This is a genomic window from Desulfomicrobium norvegicum (assembly GCF_900114595.1).
GTDB classification, from domain to species: Bacteria; Desulfobacterota; Desulfovibrionia; order Desulfovibrionales; family Desulfomicrobiaceae; genus Desulfomicrobium; species Desulfomicrobium macestii.
Map to the genome: position 1 here is coordinate 165,250 of NZ_FOTO01000002.1, position 14,940 is coordinate 180,189.

General features: G+C 59.1%; 12 protein-coding genes. 3 read left to right on the forward strand and 9 right to left on the reverse strand.

Going from position 1 to position 14,940, the window contains the following annotated elements; genetic code table 11:
• Window positions 1-94 precede the first annotated feature (94 nt).
• Window positions 95-1,483: a Fic family protein gene (locus tag BMZ24_RS04760; protein ID WP_092189831.1), complete on the forward strand. Its 1,389-nt coding sequence runs from the start codon at window positions 95-97 to the stop codon at window positions 1,481-1,483.
• Window positions 1,484-1,604: 121 nt separating this feature from the next.
• Here the strand turns inward: BMZ24_RS04760 and BMZ24_RS04765 are convergent, their stop codons facing one another.
• Window positions 1,605-3,161 carry an ArnT family glycosyltransferase gene (locus BMZ24_RS04765; protein WP_092189833.1) on the reverse strand — a complete coding sequence of 519 codons (1,557 nt, stop codon included), beginning with the start codon at window positions 3,159-3,161 and terminating at the stop codon, window positions 1,605-1,607.
• Window positions 3,158-4,078, reverse strand: coding sequence for an RluA family pseudouridine synthase (locus BMZ24_RS04770; RefSeq protein WP_092189835.1), 921 nt, complete (start codon window positions 4,076-4,078; stop codon window positions 3,158-3,160). The genes BMZ24_RS04765 and BMZ24_RS04770 overlap by 4 nt, the downstream gene beginning before the upstream one ends.
• A 75-nt stretch (window positions 4,079-4,153) precedes the next feature.
• Here BMZ24_RS04770 and BMZ24_RS04775 point away from each other — a divergent pair, with 75 nt between their 5' ends.
• Both BMZ24_RS04775 and BMZ24_RS04780 read left to right on the forward strand, forming a co-directional pair.
• A complete protein-coding gene (locus BMZ24_RS04775) occupies window positions 4,154-5,398 on the forward strand; it encodes an NOL1/NOP2/SUN domain family protein (RefSeq protein ID WP_092189837.1) in 1,245 nt (414 codons plus the stop codon).
• Between the two features lie 18 nt (window positions 5,399-5,416).
• Window positions 5,417-6,178: a class I fructose-bisphosphate aldolase gene (locus BMZ24_RS04780; protein ID WP_092189839.1), complete on the forward strand. Its 762-nt coding sequence runs from the start codon at window positions 5,417-5,419 to the stop codon at window positions 6,176-6,178.
• Between the two features lie 4 nt (window positions 6,179-6,182).
• Here the strand turns inward: BMZ24_RS04780 and BMZ24_RS04785 are convergent, their stop codons facing one another.
• From BMZ24_RS04785 to BMZ24_RS04815, 7 genes are read right to left on the reverse strand one after another with little or no spacing between them, the layout of a single operon-like run.
• Window positions 6,183-6,908, reverse strand: coding sequence for a class I SAM-dependent methyltransferase (locus BMZ24_RS04785; RefSeq protein ID WP_092189841.1), 726 nt, complete (start codon window positions 6,906-6,908; stop codon window positions 6,183-6,185).
• The gene (gene ilvD / locus BMZ24_RS04790) at window positions 6,908-8,578 is read right to left on the reverse strand and encodes a dihydroxy-acid dehydratase (RefSeq protein ID WP_092189842.1); all 1,671 of its coding nucleotides are present in this window, start codon (window positions 8,576-8,578) and stop codon (window positions 6,908-6,910) included. The genes BMZ24_RS04785 and ilvD overlap by 1 nt, the downstream gene beginning before the upstream one ends.
• Before the next feature lie 19 nt (window positions 8,579-8,597).
• Window positions 8,598-9,470 carry a cell division protein FtsX gene (locus BMZ24_RS04795; protein ID WP_092189844.1) on the reverse strand — a complete coding sequence of 291 codons (873 nt, stop codon included), beginning with the start codon at window positions 9,468-9,470 and terminating at the stop codon, window positions 8,598-8,600.
• On the reverse strand, window positions 9,467-10,147 hold the full coding sequence (locus tag BMZ24_RS04800) for a cell division ATP-binding protein FtsE (RefSeq protein WP_092189846.1): 681 nt from the start codon (window positions 10,145-10,147) through the stop codon (window positions 9,467-9,469). Before BMZ24_RS04800 ends, BMZ24_RS04795 begins: the two co-directional genes overlap by 4 nt.
• Window positions 10,144-11,331 (reverse strand): response regulator, encoded by a 1,188-nt coding sequence (locus tag BMZ24_RS04805; protein WP_161949037.1) that lies wholly within the window; start codon window positions 11,329-11,331, stop codon window positions 10,144-10,146. Before BMZ24_RS04805 ends, BMZ24_RS04800 begins: the two co-directional genes overlap by 4 nt.
• Before the next feature lies 1 nt (window position 11,332).
• Window positions 11,333-12,622 (reverse strand): GAF domain-containing sensor histidine kinase, encoded by a 1,290-nt coding sequence (locus BMZ24_RS04810; RefSeq protein ID WP_092189850.1) that lies wholly within the window; start codon window positions 12,620-12,622, stop codon window positions 11,333-11,335.
• A gap of 12 nt (window positions 12,623-12,634) precedes the next feature.
• Window positions 12,635-14,869, reverse strand: coding sequence for a vitamin B12-dependent ribonucleotide reductase (locus BMZ24_RS04815; protein ID WP_092189852.1), 2,235 nt, complete (start codon window positions 14,867-14,869; stop codon window positions 12,635-12,637).
• Between the last annotated feature and the right edge of the window lie 71 nt (window positions 14,870-14,940).

A 14,940-nucleotide genomic window follows, 5' to 3' on the forward strand; every position in this document is an offset into this window, starting at 1 on the left:
GCGACACGAATCACGACACACCTTGTAAATCGCGACATATCATGACATATTCCATGTCGTGATTCGTCATCATTTGTCACGTCAAGGTTCACGCATGCACATTTCAGCCCTAAGACATGAAGAGATCCGGCAGCTTCTGCTTCAATATCCTGACGGGCTGACCAGCACCGCCATCTGCGCTTTTTTGCGAAATCCGCCCCATCCACGCACGGTGCAGCGCTGGCTGGCCGAACTCGCTGCGACCGGAATCGTGACCGTTTCCGGCCGCGCAAGAGCCACCGTCTATCAGTTGACCGCCCCGATCAAGCCAGCTCCTGCGCTACTGTCGGAGCCATCGGCGCCGTTTGACACCACGGACGGCATTCCCCTGTCGGAGCAAGGCAGAGAGATTTATGCCTACGTCAGGCGCCCCCGCACAGGCCGGACCCCGATTGGTTATGACCGAAACTTTCTTGACGATTACGTTCCAAGCCAGACCTGGTATCTGAACGAGGCAACCAGAAGGCATTTGCGGAACATTGGGGAGACGGACGCGTTCGGCCGACCGGCAGGCACGCATGGCCGGGCCATCTTGAACCGGCTTCTGATTGACTTGTCCTGGGCCTCAAGCCGTCTGGAAGGCAACACCTATTCCAGGCTCGATACGCAAAAACTGATCGAGTTCGGTCGGCATGCGCAAGGCAAGGGCGCCCAGGACGCCCAGATGATCCTCAACCACAAGGCGGCCATCGAACTGTTACTCGATGACGCCGAGTCCGTGGGCTTTGACGTACATACCCTGCTCAGCCTGCACGGCCTGCTTTCGGAGAACCTGATGCCTGATCCGGATGCATCCGGACGCCTGCGCTTCCGCCCGGTGCAGATCAGCGGATCAGTCTTCATTCCCCTGGCCATGCCACAGGTCATCGAAGAATGTTTTCATGGCACTCTGGGCAAGGCGGCGGCCATTTCGGATCCTTTCGAGCAAGCGTTTTTCATGCTGGTCCAGCTTCCGTATCTGCAGCCGTTCGAGGATGTGAACAAGCGCGTCTCACGCCTTGCGGCCAATATTCCGCTTATCAAGAACAACCTTTCGCCGCTGACATTCATCGACGTTCCTGATCGGACGTATGTTGATGCTATCCTGGGCGTATATGAAATGAACCGCATCGAATTGCTGCGGGATCTTTTTGTCTGGGCGTACGAACGCTCGGCGAAGGAGTACGTGGCAGTGCGCAAGAGTCTGGCCGACCCGGATCCGCTGCGCCTGCGCTACAGGCCGCAGTTGAGGGAGATTGTCATCGATATCGTGCGCTCCAGACGACAGGATGTACTGGAGGCCATGGAGCGATTTGCGGCTGAACATATCGAGGCCCGGGACCAGGATGCCTTTGTCGAGATGGTTCAGGACGAATTAAAGCGTCTGCACCCGGGAACGCTGGCCAGATATCGGCTCCGGCTTTCCGAATTCGAAGCGTGGCGGGAAGCGAGAAAGCTCTTGTGATCCGGGAAATGCCCCGTCGCAGAGTGCGGGCCATCGATGTGCCGCCCCGGTCGTTCTGCATCCGGGGCGACGTTAAACTCACGATGAAATAAAACGCGGCGGGGACAGGGTCCCCGCAACGTCAAAACGAACGGCCTTCCTGCTCCGGCCACACGCCCTTGTAGCCCCGACAAAGAAAGATGGTGAACGTCTGTCCGGTGCGTTTTCCGTGAGCGCTGACCACCACCCGTGGCTCATCCACGCTCTCGAACAGGGGCAGCACCCTGTCTGAAACCTTGTCCTTTTCACCCTTGTAGACAAAGACCGCATTTTGCATCCCGCTGTCCGGACCGGGCCACAGATCATACTGGTTCATCTTGCGCCCTCCGGCCAGGCAGAATGCCCGCTTCTGGCCCGGGACGTAAAAGGCCAGCTCCGCCGTGACACCGTATTCGCTCCCGAAGAGAAAAACGGTTTCCTCTCCGCCAAGCTCCTCCCTGGCCTGCGCCACCTGCACGCCCAGATCCTGCCAGCCCATGAGCCGGTGCACCGGATTCCTTGGACTGTCGAAGGGAATGAATCCCTGCAAATGCAAGAGGATGAAAACGACGGCGCCCAAGGCAGGCCAGGCGAAGCGCCATTTGGGTCGAGGATCGCGGTGCACGAACCGCTCCACGGCCAGGGCCGCAAGCATGATGCCCGCCGGATAGGCCGTGGCCGACCAGTTGGCTTCGACCTTGGTGTGCAGGCTCCAGAACAGGAAAAAGAGCCACACGGGCCAGAAGAAGACGGTCAAAATGATGCACATGGACCGGGAAAGCCAGGGGAACACGGGCTCCTGGTCGCGTTTCAAGAGCTGCCGACCGACCAGCCAGGCCCCGATGAACAGAAAAACGAACCACCAAGGGGTGACCACGCCCAGCTGGCTGCCCAGATATTCGGGAAAGTTCTTCAGCTCGAAAAAGATCTTGGCCTTGTCCCCGGCCATGGCCCCGCGATAGAGGACGTGCTTGATCCCGACCCAATCGTTGGTGGCGTTCCAGATCAGGATGGGCAGCAACCCGGCCACTCCCCCGATCCCAAGCGTCTTTAAAAGCCGCGGCCAAAAAAGGGCGGGCATGTCCTGCTTGCGCCCGATCCAGAACGCGGCCGCAAGAGCCAGGGGCATGAACAGCACCATGGTGTATTTGGCCGTGATCCCAAGCGTGAGGCACAGCCCGAGCATGACAAACGCCGCGAGATGTCCCTTGTCCACGGCAACGCCAAGGCAGATCATGCCCAGAAGCCAGAAGACCAGGAGCGGATTGTCCGTGGTCATGAGCAGGCCCCCGGCCATGAAAAGCATGGTCGTGTTCAGCACCAGCAGCGTCCAGAAGGCGGTGCGGATGCGCTTCATATAGATGCCGATCCAACCCAGTACGGCCAGTTGCATGATCAGCGCCCCGACCATGGCGCCGGAGCGCACGCCAAGTTCCGTCGCGCCCAGAAAGGCCGTGCCCACGTAATTGATGAACGCTATAAGCGGCCCCTTGGAATAATAGGACCACTGCAGACTCCGGCTCCAGTCCCAATACTGGGCTTCATCGGGCGCAAGATTGAGCTGTCCCGAGGCCACGAACCAGTATCTGGCCAGAGTTGCCGCCGTTATCAGAAGAAGACTCAAAGCCCAATACAGTGCGGATTCTTGACGGTTGGTCATATGGCCCCCTCCTTGGCGGGAGCGGTTGCGAGAATATCCTTCATGTCCTGCGCGCAAATGCGCTCAATCCGAAACTCTCCCCGCCAGGACGGCAGGACGAAAAATTCATGTCCGGGCCAGGAAAGGGCGGCCGCGTGCAGCAAAAGCCCTCCGCCCCGGCCATATCGGGGATCGCCGACAATGGCATGTCCGAGATCGGCCAGATGGACCCGGATCTGATGGGTGCGCCCGGTGCCGAGAACGACCAGCAGCAGGCTTTTACGCCCGTCCGTAAGCAATGGATGCACGTGGGAGACGGCCCGCTTGCCCTGTCCGGAGACCACCTGCTCGCCGCGCCCCGTTTCGGCCTTGGCCATCTTCGAGACGATGGTCCGCCAGCCGGTCGATTCCCATGTCCCTTCCACCCAGCACAGATACGCCTTGGTCAGCGTGGGCCATGCCGCGTGCATCGAGCGCAGAAAATCATGGGTCTTGGCGCAGAGCAACAGCCCGGATGTGTCGCGATCCAGCCGGTGCACCGGGACGGGCACAAAGGTCTGCCCTTCGAAACAGCCCTTGAGCCGGTCGTGCACGGAATCGGTCCAGCCCGTGCCGCCGTGGACGGGCAGCCCCGCGGGCTTGTCGATCACGATCATCTCATCGTTCTCGAACACGCGTTGAAGTCCCGGCAGGTCGCGCGCGGGCTTTTCCCCGCGTTCCACGTTCACGGGCGGAACGCGCACCATCTGGCCCGTGAGAACGCGATCGAAGGGCTTGCAGCGACGACCGTCGATGCGCACCTGGCCCGTGCGCACCAGACGCATGAGCAGACCCGTCGGAAGGCTCCCCAGCCGTGCCTCCAGAAAGGAGATGAGCTTGCGACCGTTTTCCTCGCGCCCGACCTCCACCACCTGAACCGACGTCCTTTCCGACTGCATGGACCCTCCGCTTTGACAGGCCCTTTCTTGATGGCTACAGGGGCTCTTGTCAAATAAGCCCTTAACCACCCCCCTATGAAAAATACCACTCGCTCTTTCAGGCTGGTGTGCGCGCAGGACCAGGTCAACGATGTGGAGTCCCTGCTTCACGCCGAAGGCTTTCGCTTCGAGCCGCAGCCCTGCTTCGCCCTGGCGCGGACCCTCACCGCCGAACCCATGCCGCTTGGCCGGAGCATCGCGGCCAGGTTCGGCTATATCTACATCCAGGACAAGTCCTCCATGCTGCCGCCCCTGGCTCTGGCACCCGAATCCGGGGACCGCGTGCTCGACTTCTGCGCCAGTCCCGGCAGCAAGACCGGCATCCTCTCAAGCCTGGTCGGGCCCACGGGGCTGGTGCTGGCCAACGAGCCAAGTCCGGACCGTCTGGCCACCCTGCGCGTGAATATGCGCCATCTTGGCTGCTACAACGTGGCCACCTGCAAATATGAAGGCCAGTCCCTGCCCCTTCAGGATGACTCATGGCCGCGCATCCTGCTCGACGCGCCCTGCAGCGGTTGGGGCACGGTGGACAAGAACCCCAAGGCCGCCCAGATGTGGGCGGGGGAGAAGACCGCGCCGCTGGAAATCCTGCAACGGGAACTCCTGACCAGAGCCGCCGGGCTTCTTGCCCCGGGAGGACGACTTCTTTATTCGACCTGCACCACAAATGAGCGTGAAAACGAGGATCAGGTCCGTTTCGCCACGGAGCACCTGGGTCTTGTGACCGAGCCCTTGGCGGAATTCCCCGGATTCAGGTTTGCCCCATCCCTGCCGGGATGCCTGCTCGTGGACGGCGAGGGCAGTCTTGCACAGGGATTTTTCCTGGCCGCCCTGAAAAAGCCGGGCCAGGCGGAAAAGAGCGTCCGCGCAACCAAGGCGGAATTGCCCGGCGAGCTTGTCTCACGGCACGAATTTTCGTCCCGCACCGGACTGGACACGGGCTGGCTCCCGGAGCACTGTTTCCTGCGCGTGGGCGGCCGGGTCTATCTCATCTTGGAACAGGCGGCAGAGCTTCCGGCGGAACTGCGCTGGCAGGGTTTCGCCGTGGGCAAGAGCGCCGGGGATTCCATCCTGGCCGACGCCACGCTACGCATGTTCGTTCCGCCGAGGCCGGACGAAAAAAGCCTCGTCCTTGAACAGGTATCCACCATTCGGGAACTCCTGTCCGGGCAAAGTCTGTCCTGGGCCGGGCCGGGAAAGCGCCTCGCGTTCTATTTCAAGGGACTTCCCTTGGGTTTTTTGACGATCAAGGGCAATCGTTGCCTGTGGTCGGATCGATAACAAAAACAGGAGAGCATCATGATCGGATACCTGCGCAAGGCGGCCCGCCTTTTTCATCCGGGATCCAAACGAACCATCATCCTGCCTCTGGATCATGGAATTTCCGAAGGAAACATCCCGGGTTTGGAAGATCTGGGCAGCCTGCTACGCGAAGTGCGGCATCTGCCCACCCAGGGCGTGATCCTGCACAAGGGCATGGTCATGGCCCACGCCGGGGAGATCCGCCTGGACCAGTCCCTGATCGTGCATCTCTCTGCCGGAACCCGGCACGGCCTGCCCTCGTACAACAAGGCCCTGGTCTGTTCCGTGCAGGAAGCGCTGCGGCTTGGCGCGGACATGGTCTCCATGCACATAAATATCGGCAATGACCTCGAAGACCGCATGCTCTCGGATCTTGGCGCCTGCGTTGAAGAGGCGCACCAGCTCGGCCTGCCGCTGCTGGCCATGATCTACGCCCGAGGCGGACAGATCGTAAACGAGAACGATCCATCCCTGGTCGCGCACAGCATCCGCATCGGCGCGGAACTGGGCGCGGACGTGGTCAAGGTGCCTTATTGCGGGAACAATCAGAGCTTCGCCCGGGCCATAGCGGCCTGTCCCGTGCCCGTGGTCATGGGCGGCGGACCGCGCAGTGGCGATTTCAAATCCTTCCTGCGCTCGGTGCGCGAAAGCCTGGACGCCGGAGTGGCCGGGATGTGCATCGGACGCAACGTCTTCCAGCAGGAAAACCCTGCCAAGGCCCTGGAAGAAATATGCAATCTCGTGCACGGAAAGGCATAGGCAATTACGTTGTGGGTTCGGTATTCCAGGCCATGAGGGGAGTCTGGGCGCGAGGGGCGGTCAGATCGACGCGCACCGCCGTGAAGGCTCCCATCCATGGAAAGGCGGGCGTGCTGTTCAGATAGCGGATGACCGGAGCAGAATTCCAGGTGCAGGGCGGGCCCAGAAGAATGGACCTGGCTTCGATGCCGCCCGGGGATAGATTTTGCTGGATCAGCGCGCGCATTTCGGGCCAGGTGAACCAGCGCGCCTCGCCAAGCGGGGATTTTCTTTTTTCCAGCCTTAGGGATAGCCCGTACAGGGACATCCGGTTCAAAAAACAGATCAAAAGGCCCTTGCGCGCCACACGCGCCGCTTCACGCAGGGCCAGGGCCGGATCTTCCAGGAATTCGAACACGGTCATGAGCGAGGCGTAATCAAACTCGCGATCCTCGAAGGGCAAATGCTCGGCGCTTCCAAGGTGGAGATCGGCGCGATGGCCTATCTTTTCCCGGGCCCGGGCCAGCATGTCCGGACTTTTGTCCATGCCCGTCAGATCAAACCCGCAGGACCAGAAAAACTCCAGAAACATTCCCGTTCCGCAGCCGATGTCCAGGAGCTTCTGCTTGCGTCTGGGCCAGGGTGCTATGACACCCTGCAGCAGTTTTTTTTCCTGCTGCAGGGCGAAGCTTCCCCGCACGGTTCCGGCCCATTTGTCGTAGCGGACCGCGCTTTCCCGGTTCCAACGCATCAGATTTTGGTCACCGCTCCCTTGGCCGCGGACGAAGCCATGCGGCTGTAGCGACGCAGAATGGAGGAACGGATTTCCTTCACAAAGGGTTTGAAGTTCTGGCGGCGCTTTTCAAGTTCCGCCTCGTCAACCAGAAGCTCAAGGCTGCGTGCGGGAATGTCTATCCTGATCAGGTCCCCTTCCTGGACCAGCCCTATGATTCCGCCTTCGGCCGCTTCGGGACTGATATGTCCGATGGCCGCCCCACGCGTTCCGCCGCTGAAACGGCCGTCCGTCAAAAGCGCCACTTCGCCGCCAAGGCCAAGACCGGAGATGGCCGAGGTCGGGGTCAGCATCTCGCGCATGCCGGGGCCGCCCACCGGGCCTTCATTACGGATGACGACCACGTCGCCGGCCTTTATCCTGTTGCCCATGATCGCGCTCACGGCGTCTTCCTCGCTCTCGAAGACTCGGGCAACGCCCGTGCGCTGCATCATTTCAGGCGCCACGGCGGACTGTTTGACCACCGCGCCGTCCAGAGCCAGGTTGCCCTTCAGGATGGCGATGCCGCCTTCACGGGAATACGGATCGGCCACGGTGCGGATGACTTCCGGGCGCAGGATGCGCGGCTTCAGGGCCTCGATGTTCTGTCCCAGGGTCCGGCCGGTCACGGTCATGACATCAAGATCGATGCGCCCGCTCTGCGCCAATTCGTTCATGACGGCCGGGATGCCGCCCGCCTCGTGCAGGTCGGCGATATGGTGCGGTCCGGCGGGGGAAAGCCTGCAAAGATTGGGGGTCTTGCGGCTGATGTTGTCAAAAATGTCCAGGGTCAGATCGAGCTCGGCCTCGCGGAAAATCGCGGGCAGGTGCAGGACCGTGTTGGTGGAGCAGCCTAGGGCCATGTCCACGGTCACGCCGTTGGCCACGCTCTTTTCCGTGACGATGTCGCGCGGGCGAATGTTCTTTTCGACCAGGCTCATGACCTGCATTCCCGCATCCTTGGCCAGACGGATGCGCGCGCTGGTCGGGGCGGGGATGGTTCCGTTGCCGGGCAGGGACAACCCAAGGGCCTCGGACAGGCAATTCATGGAATTGGCCGTGAACATGCCCGCGCAGGAACCGCAGCCGGGACAGGCGCATTCCTCCATGCGCTCAAGTTCCGCTTCGGTCATGCTGCCGCTCTTGACCTTGCCCACGCCCTCGAAGACCGTGATCAGATCGACGGTTTGGCCCTCGAACTTGCCCGGGAGCATGGGGCCGCCGCTGATCATGATCGAGGGGATGTTGAGGCGCAGCATGGCCATGAGCATGCCGGGCACGATCTTGTCGCAATTCGGAATGAAAACCAACCCGTCGAAAGGCACGGCCGTGGCGGAAATTTCAATGGAGTCGGCGATGAGCTCGCGGCTGGGCAGGCTCATCTTCATGCCTTCATGATTCATGGCCAGCCCGTCGCACACGCCGATGGTGGGAAACTCCATGGGCGTGCCTCCGGCCATGCGCACACCGTCCTTGACGGCCTGGGCGATGATATCAAGATGCATGTGTCCGGGCACGATCTCATTGGCCGAATTGACCACGCCGATCAGTGGGCGCCTCATCTCCTCGCGGGTCATGCCCAGGGCAAAAAGCAGGGAGCGGTGCGGTGCCTTTTCCAAACCTTTGATCATTTTATCGCTGCGATTCATTGAAATATCCTCGAGTAGATTAATTGCGAAAAGCGACCAGGGAGCTCAAGACTCCAACTGACGCCAAAATGGCAAGAATGGCCAGGCTGTGTATCTGGGGCAGAAAGGAGATGGTGATCCACAGCGGAGGAACATTGAACATGTCCTCGATGCCGTGGTGCAAAAGCTTTAGCAGGCCAAGGGCGAGGCCTGCGCCCAAAAGTCCCTGAAAGGCTCCGCCCACGAGCAGCGGGAACTGTATGTATGCCCGGCTCGCGCCCACAAAACGCAGAATTTCCAATTCATCGCGCCGGGCCAGAAGAGCGAGTTTTATGGTGTTGCCCACCACAAGGCCGACAACCACAAGCAAAAATCCGGTCACCGGCCAGAAAGCCATCTTGGTCAATCCGACCCAAGAGGTCAACAGATCGACCTGCAGGGGATTGAAGGTCACCTTCTCGACCTTGGGCAAGCCTTCAAGACGCCTGACCATGCCTGCGGCCCATTTTTTTCCGTCTTCGGCGGGCAGATCGCATTCGACCAGAGCCGTCGGCGGCAAGGGGCTTCTGCCTTTCATCCAATCCAGGTCCACATTTTTCTGGAACGACTCCTCAAGCACGCCAAGAGCCTGATCCGGGGTGAAAGTGCGCACGTTGACCACGCCCTCCATGGAGGACAGTCCGGACCAGACCTCCTTCAATTCATCGGAAGCGACATCGGCCTGCCAGAAGACCTGGAACTGGACATTGCCCTGCCTGTTGCCGATCTGCAGGTCGAGATTGTGCACGAGCATGAGAAAAGCCCCGCCCAGAAAGGACACCAGGGTGATGGCCGCGATGGTCATGCACAGGGACCACGGAGCCCGGAACAGATCCCGCACGCCTTGCCCGATGAGCTGAAAAAATACGTTCATGGCCGCCCTCCGGTCTGGGCGCAGCCTTCGCGCATGACCCCGTCCTCCAGAGTCACGATGCGCGCATCGGCCATGCGTTCCATGATTTCACGGTTATGGGTCGCTATCATGATTGAAGTTCCAAACTTATGAAATTGTTGAAAAATATCCATCATGCGCATGGACAGTTCGTGGTCGAGGTTCCCGGTGGGCTCATCGGCCAGGAGCAGCTTGGGCTTGACCACCACGGCCCGGGCCACGGCCACCCGCTGCTGTTCGCCACCGGACAGTTCCTCGCAGGGCGCCCCGGTCTTGTGATCAAGGTGCAGGCTTCTGAGCACCGCCCGGACACGCTTCTCGATGATGTGCTGCCCGATGCCGCGCACCTTCAACGGCAGGGCCACGTTGGCGAAAACGGTCTGGTTGGTCAGAATCTTGAAATCCTGAAAAACAACGCTCACGTCGCGGCGGAGCAAATGTTTGCGGCTCTCGGGCAGCGTGTTCAAATCATAGCCGGCCACATCGGCCTTGCCGCGTTGCACCGGAAGCGCGCCGTGCAGGATGCGCATGAAGGTCGTCTTCCCGGCGCCGGAGGGACCGCACAGAAAGACGAACTCGCCGGGCTTCATGCAGAAATTTATGTCCTTCAACGCCAGTTGCCTGCCGAAGGAGTAGGAAAGTTTGGAAATGCTGATCATTTTTCGTCCCCGGATTTCTCGGCTTCGTCGTTTTTGTGCTCATGAGCGCTGATTTGCTTCAGGAGTGCCTTGGCTTTTTCAAAATCAGGATCATTGCCCAGGGCGTGGGCCAAAAGCGATTTGGCCTTTCCGTATTGTTTTCTGTTCACATAGGCCACGGCGGCGTTGAAGAGAATCTTGGGATTGTCAGGTTCCTTGGCCAGCGCCGCGCGGTAGATTTCTATTGCCCGAGCCAGTTCACCCTTGCGCCGGTAGGCCACGGCCATGTTGTTCAGGGTGTCGCAGGTCAGGGATGAAAAAATATACGAACCGAAATCGCGCTGCACTTCATCGACCATGTCCAGATCGACATAGGCGTTCCAGATATCCTGCTTGATCTGATCGTTCTTGCGATCGATGTTGAGAGCGGTCATGAAATTATTCCGGGCCGCGTGCAGATCTTCCTTGTGCAGGTTGATGGAGCCGCGCAGAATGTAATATTCGGTGTTGTTGGGACTGATGGAGACAGCCTTGTCCACGGCGGCCAAAGCCTGATCATTATTTCCCTGCCAACACTGAATCTTGGCCATGGTTTCCCAGCCTCTGGCGAAAAGCGGATTCGCGGCCAGAATTTCGCAGAGTATCTCCTCGGCCTTGGGAAAATCCGAAAATTCCATCAGCACCCGCACATGCGCAAGCCGTATTCTATGCATCTGGGAAGGATAGAGCAGTTCAAAGCGGCGCAAAAGATCGAGGGCCTTGGCCTGTTCCTTTGCCGCGCACAAATTCTGGATCTCCGCCTTGAGCAGTTCAAAATCCTGTTCAAAGCCCCCCTCGAAAACCGTGTTCAAGGCCTCGGACAAAGCCTTGATGGTCACGGGCTTGACCAGATAGGCCGAGGCGCCGCCGTCCGAAGCCAGAGCCACGTCCTCCACCTCGGATTTGGAAGTCAGAAATATGAAGGGTATGTAGGGGGTTTCCGGCCTTGAACGCACAGCGCGCAACAGGTTCAGACCGTTCATCTTCGGCATGTTCCAGTCGGAAATGATCAGGCCCGGAACGCCGTCCTTGATTTTTTCAAGAGCCTCCTCCCCGTTCTCCGCCTCCAGAAAATGAGTGAAGCCAAGGGCCCGCAAAAGGTTCAAGACCGTCTCCCTGGCAGACAGGATATCTTCAACCACCATCACGGTGATATTTTTGTCCATCTCAATTTTCCTCGGGGATGAAAAGAATGACGCAAAATCTGCTGCCATGCGGAGTGACATCCTCCACCCAGATTTTGCCTTGAAACATGTTCACTATCTTGCGACAGATGAAAAGCCCGATACCGGTTCCTTTTATCCCGCTTTCGACTGATTTTTCCGTGCGCACGAACTTGTCGAAAATGGATTCCTTGTAGCGATCCTCGATCCCCTCGCCATCATCCTCGACCCAGAACTTGAGCACCGTATGCGTCGGGTCCGCGGTTCTGCGCGATTCCCAGGTGCCCATTCCAATCCTGATCCGTCCATTCACAGGCGTATACTTTATGGCGTTTGAAATCAGGTTCTGAACCAGATGTCCAAGCAGCATGGGATCGCCCAAAACCTGAACATCAAGCTCGCACAGGTTTTCAATGGTCATGTTCTTTTCACGGGCCAAGGGCATGAGATCTTCAATCTGCTCATGCACAAGGGGCAGAAAAGAGACCGGACAGGGGATGACTCCACGCTCCTGACATTCATCGACACGCGCTATGTGCAGGAATTCGTCGATCATTTCCAGAAGCTTGCTCGCGCCCTTGAAGGCCGTCTCGATGATCGGTTTCTGGGATTCGCTGGGCCCGAGATACGACAACAGATCCATGTTGGAGATGACGGCCGAAAGGGGGCTTTTAAAATCGTGGACCACCATCTGCACCAGTTCGGAGCGCTCGGTGGAGGCGATGATCAGCTCTTTTTGCTTGATCTCAAGCTCCTGCGCCAATTCCTGATACCGCTCCTTTTCCGCCTCCAGCCTTTCAAACATGGCCAGACTCTCGATCAGGGGAGTGATCCAGCCCGCGTATTCGAGGAGGGCGGACAAATCGGACTTGGTGAAAGGCCCCCCGCCTTCCTTGTCGGAAACGTTTATGACCCCGATGACCCGATCCTGCTCGGAGAGCAGGGGCACGGAAATGAGCGATTTGGTCTTGTAGTTGCCGTTGCGGCAGCAAAACCGATGATCGGTTTCGATATCCTCGATCAGAAGCGGAACCTTGTGCGTGCAGACATACCCGGAGATGCTTTCCGGAGAGAGGGGCTGAGTCAGCCCCACTATCTCCTTTCTGCTGGCGGCGACGACTTTCAGTTCCAGCTTGTCCTCGTCGAACAGCATGACCGAGGCGTTGCGGCTCTTGATCCTTGTCTGGATGAGCATGCCGCCGCAATGCAGTTTTTCGGCCGCGCTCATGGCCCTGCTGGCCAGAATGGCCATCATGCTGCGCAGAAACTGCTCTATCCCGTTAGACTGCTCCATGATCCTGTCCGATCATCCACACTTGGTGAAGCCGCAGGACGGACAGACAAAACACCCTTCCTGAAAGACCAGCTCCGTGGTGCATTCCGGGCACTCGGTCTTGGACAGGGATTTATAGGAACTGCTCGGTGTCGTTCCCTGCAGATACTTGTTTTCAAGCACCCAGGACACGGCGTCGGGAATGGAGAGGAGCATGCCCTTTTTCTGAAAAACCGGATGCTCTCCGCCGATCCCCTTGAGCTGCTTGACTATTTCACGAACATGCACTCCGGAGCGCAGCGCCAGGGAAACCAGCCGTCCAATGGCTTCGGCCTTGGCCGTGATGGATCTGCCCGACCGGCCGATGGTGGTAAAAACCTCGAAGGGCTTGCCGTTGACCTCGTTGACCGTCAGGTAAAGATCGCCAAGGCCGGTGCGCACCTTCTGCGTGAATCCATAAACGATGTCGGGCCGGTCCATGGGGCGGCAATGGTCATCGCCCTTTTCATCCTTCTGGCCTTCTCCGGTGCACAGGACCTGCACGCTCTTGCAGCCGTCGCGGTAGACCGTGACGCCTTTGCAGCCCTCTTCATAGGCCATCCAGTAGATTTTGTAGATGTCTTCCTGGGTGGCTGAATTGGGCAGGTTGACCGTCTTGGATACGGCATTGTCGGTATGCTTCTGGAAGGCCGCCTGCATCTTGAGATGCCACTGCGGATCGATGTCCATGGAGGTGACATAGACGCTGCGCAGTTCCTCGGGGAGAAATTCCATGTTCCGGACCGAGCCCTTTTCGATCACCTCGGCCATGAGTTTTTCGGAATAACAGCCCTGATCGTGCAAGGCCTTGACGAAGAAGCTGTTGGCCTCGGTCAGCTTTTCGCCGTCCATGACCTGGCGCACGAAGCACAGGGCAAAAAGAGGCTCCACCCCGGACGAGCATCCGGCGATGATGGACAGGGTGCCCGTGGGGGCGATGGTCGTGGTCGTGGCGTGGCGGTAGGGCCCCAGATTCTGTTCCTTGTAGATGGAGGTCTCGTAGGACGGAAAGGGTCCGCGCTCCATGGCGAGTTTCTTGGACGCCGACCTTGATTCCTTCTGGATGAAATCCATCATCTGCTCGGCGAGCACGATGGCCCGGCGGCTGTCGTAGGGCAGTCCCAGCTGGTACAGAAGATCTGCCCAGCCCATGACGCCAAGTCCGATCTTCCTGTTCTTGCGCACGGTCTCCGTGATGCGTTCCAACGGATATTCCGAAGCGTCGATGACGTTGTCCAGAAAACGGACGCTGAGGTGCACCACTTCACGCAACCTGTCCCAGTCGACCTCGATCCCGCCGTCCTTTTCGAGCACGAACCGAGCCAGATTGATGGAGCCGAGGTTACAGGCTTCGTAAGGCAGCAGGGGCTGCTCGCCGCACGGATTGGTGCTCTCGATCTCGCCCTGGTCGGGGTTGGGGTTGTCGCGATTGATGCGGTCGATGAATATGATCCCAGGATCTCCGCTCTCCCAGGCCTTGCGCACCAGAAGCTCGAATACCTCGCGTGCCTTCAGCGTTTCGACGACCTCCTGCGACTGCGGGGCGATAAGCGGATATTCCTCATCATTTTCAACGGCCTGCATGAATTTTTCGGTCAACGCCACGGACAGGTTGAAATTGTTGAGGTCCCCCTCGCGTTCCTTGGCCCGGATGAATTCCAGGATATCGGGATGGTCGACGCGCAGGATGCCCATGTTGGCCCCGCGTCTGGTTCCGCCCTGTTTGACCTGCTCGGTCGCGGTGTTGAAAATCTTGAGAAAGGAGATGGGTCCGGAAGCGACGCCGCCGGTTGAACCGACCCGGCTGTCCTTGGGGCGCAGGCGGGTGAAGGAAAAACCCGTTCCGCCGCCGGACTTGTGGATCAGCGCCGCGTGTTTCACCGCATCGAAAATCTCGTCCATGGAGTCGCCGACAGGCAGAACGAAACAGGCCGCCAGCTGTCCCAGTTCCGTGCCGGCGTTCATGAGCGTCGGGGAATTGGGCAGAAAATCGTACTGTGTCATCAACGTATAGAATGTGCGGGCCAGATCCTCGGTCTTGAACGGCGAAGAGGGGTAGTTCTTTTCCATGGATGCTATGCTTGCCGCCACCCTCCAGAACATTTCCTTGGCGGACTCGATGGGCGTCCCGTCCAGTCCCTTTCGCTGATAACGTTTTTTCAGCACCAACTCGGCGTTGGAATTGAGATTCACGTCGGGCAGATCAGCCGGCATTTTCATAACGTCCATGGATACCTCACTTTCCTTGAAATTATTATATAGCTATTGAAAATAATTGATTCTTCTTGATCGGTTTTTCT

Excerpts from the sequence above, each read along its gene's own strand:
- BMZ24_RS04760 (WP_092189831.1), top strand. The coding sequence starts at position 95 with ATGCACATTTCAGCCCTAAGACATGAAGAGATCCGGCAGCTTCTGCTT.
- BMZ24_RS04765 (WP_092189833.1), bottom strand. The coding sequence starts at position 3,161 with ATGACCAACCGTCAAGAATCCGCACTGTATTGGGCTTTGAGTCTTCTT.
- BMZ24_RS04770 (WP_092189835.1), bottom strand. The coding sequence starts at position 4,078 with ATGCAGTCGGAAAGGACGTCGGTTCAGGTGGTGGAGGTCGGGCGCGAG.
- BMZ24_RS04775 (WP_092189837.1), top strand. The coding sequence starts at position 4,154 with ATGAAAAATACCACTCGCTCTTTCAGGCTGGTGTGCGCGCAGGACCAG.
- BMZ24_RS04780 (WP_092189839.1), top strand. The coding sequence starts at position 5,417 with ATGATCGGATACCTGCGCAAGGCGGCCCGCCTTTTTCATCCGGGATCC.
- BMZ24_RS04785 (WP_092189841.1), bottom strand. The coding sequence starts at position 6,908 with ATGCGTTGGAACCGGGAAAGCGCGGTCCGCTACGACAAATGGGCCGGA.
- ilvD (WP_092189842.1), bottom strand. The coding sequence starts at position 8,578 with ATGAATCGCAGCGATAAAATGATCAAAGGTTTGGAAAAGGCACCGCAC.
- BMZ24_RS04795 (WP_092189844.1), bottom strand. The coding sequence starts at position 9,470 with ATGAACGTATTTTTTCAGCTCATCGGGCAAGGCGTGCGGGATCTGTTC.
- BMZ24_RS04800 (WP_092189846.1), bottom strand. The coding sequence starts at position 10,147 with ATGATCAGCATTTCCAAACTTTCCTACTCCTTCGGCAGGCAACTGGCG.
- BMZ24_RS04805 (WP_161949037.1), bottom strand. The coding sequence starts at position 11,331 with ATGGACAAAAATATCACCGTGATGGTGGTTGAAGATATCCTGTCTGCC.
- BMZ24_RS04810 (WP_092189850.1), bottom strand. The coding sequence starts at position 12,622 with ATGGAGCAGTCTAACGGGATAGAGCAGTTTCTGCGCAGCATGATGGCC.
- BMZ24_RS04815 (WP_092189852.1), bottom strand. The coding sequence starts at position 14,869 with ATGGACGTTATGAAAATGCCGGCTGATCTGCCCGACGTGAATCTCAAT.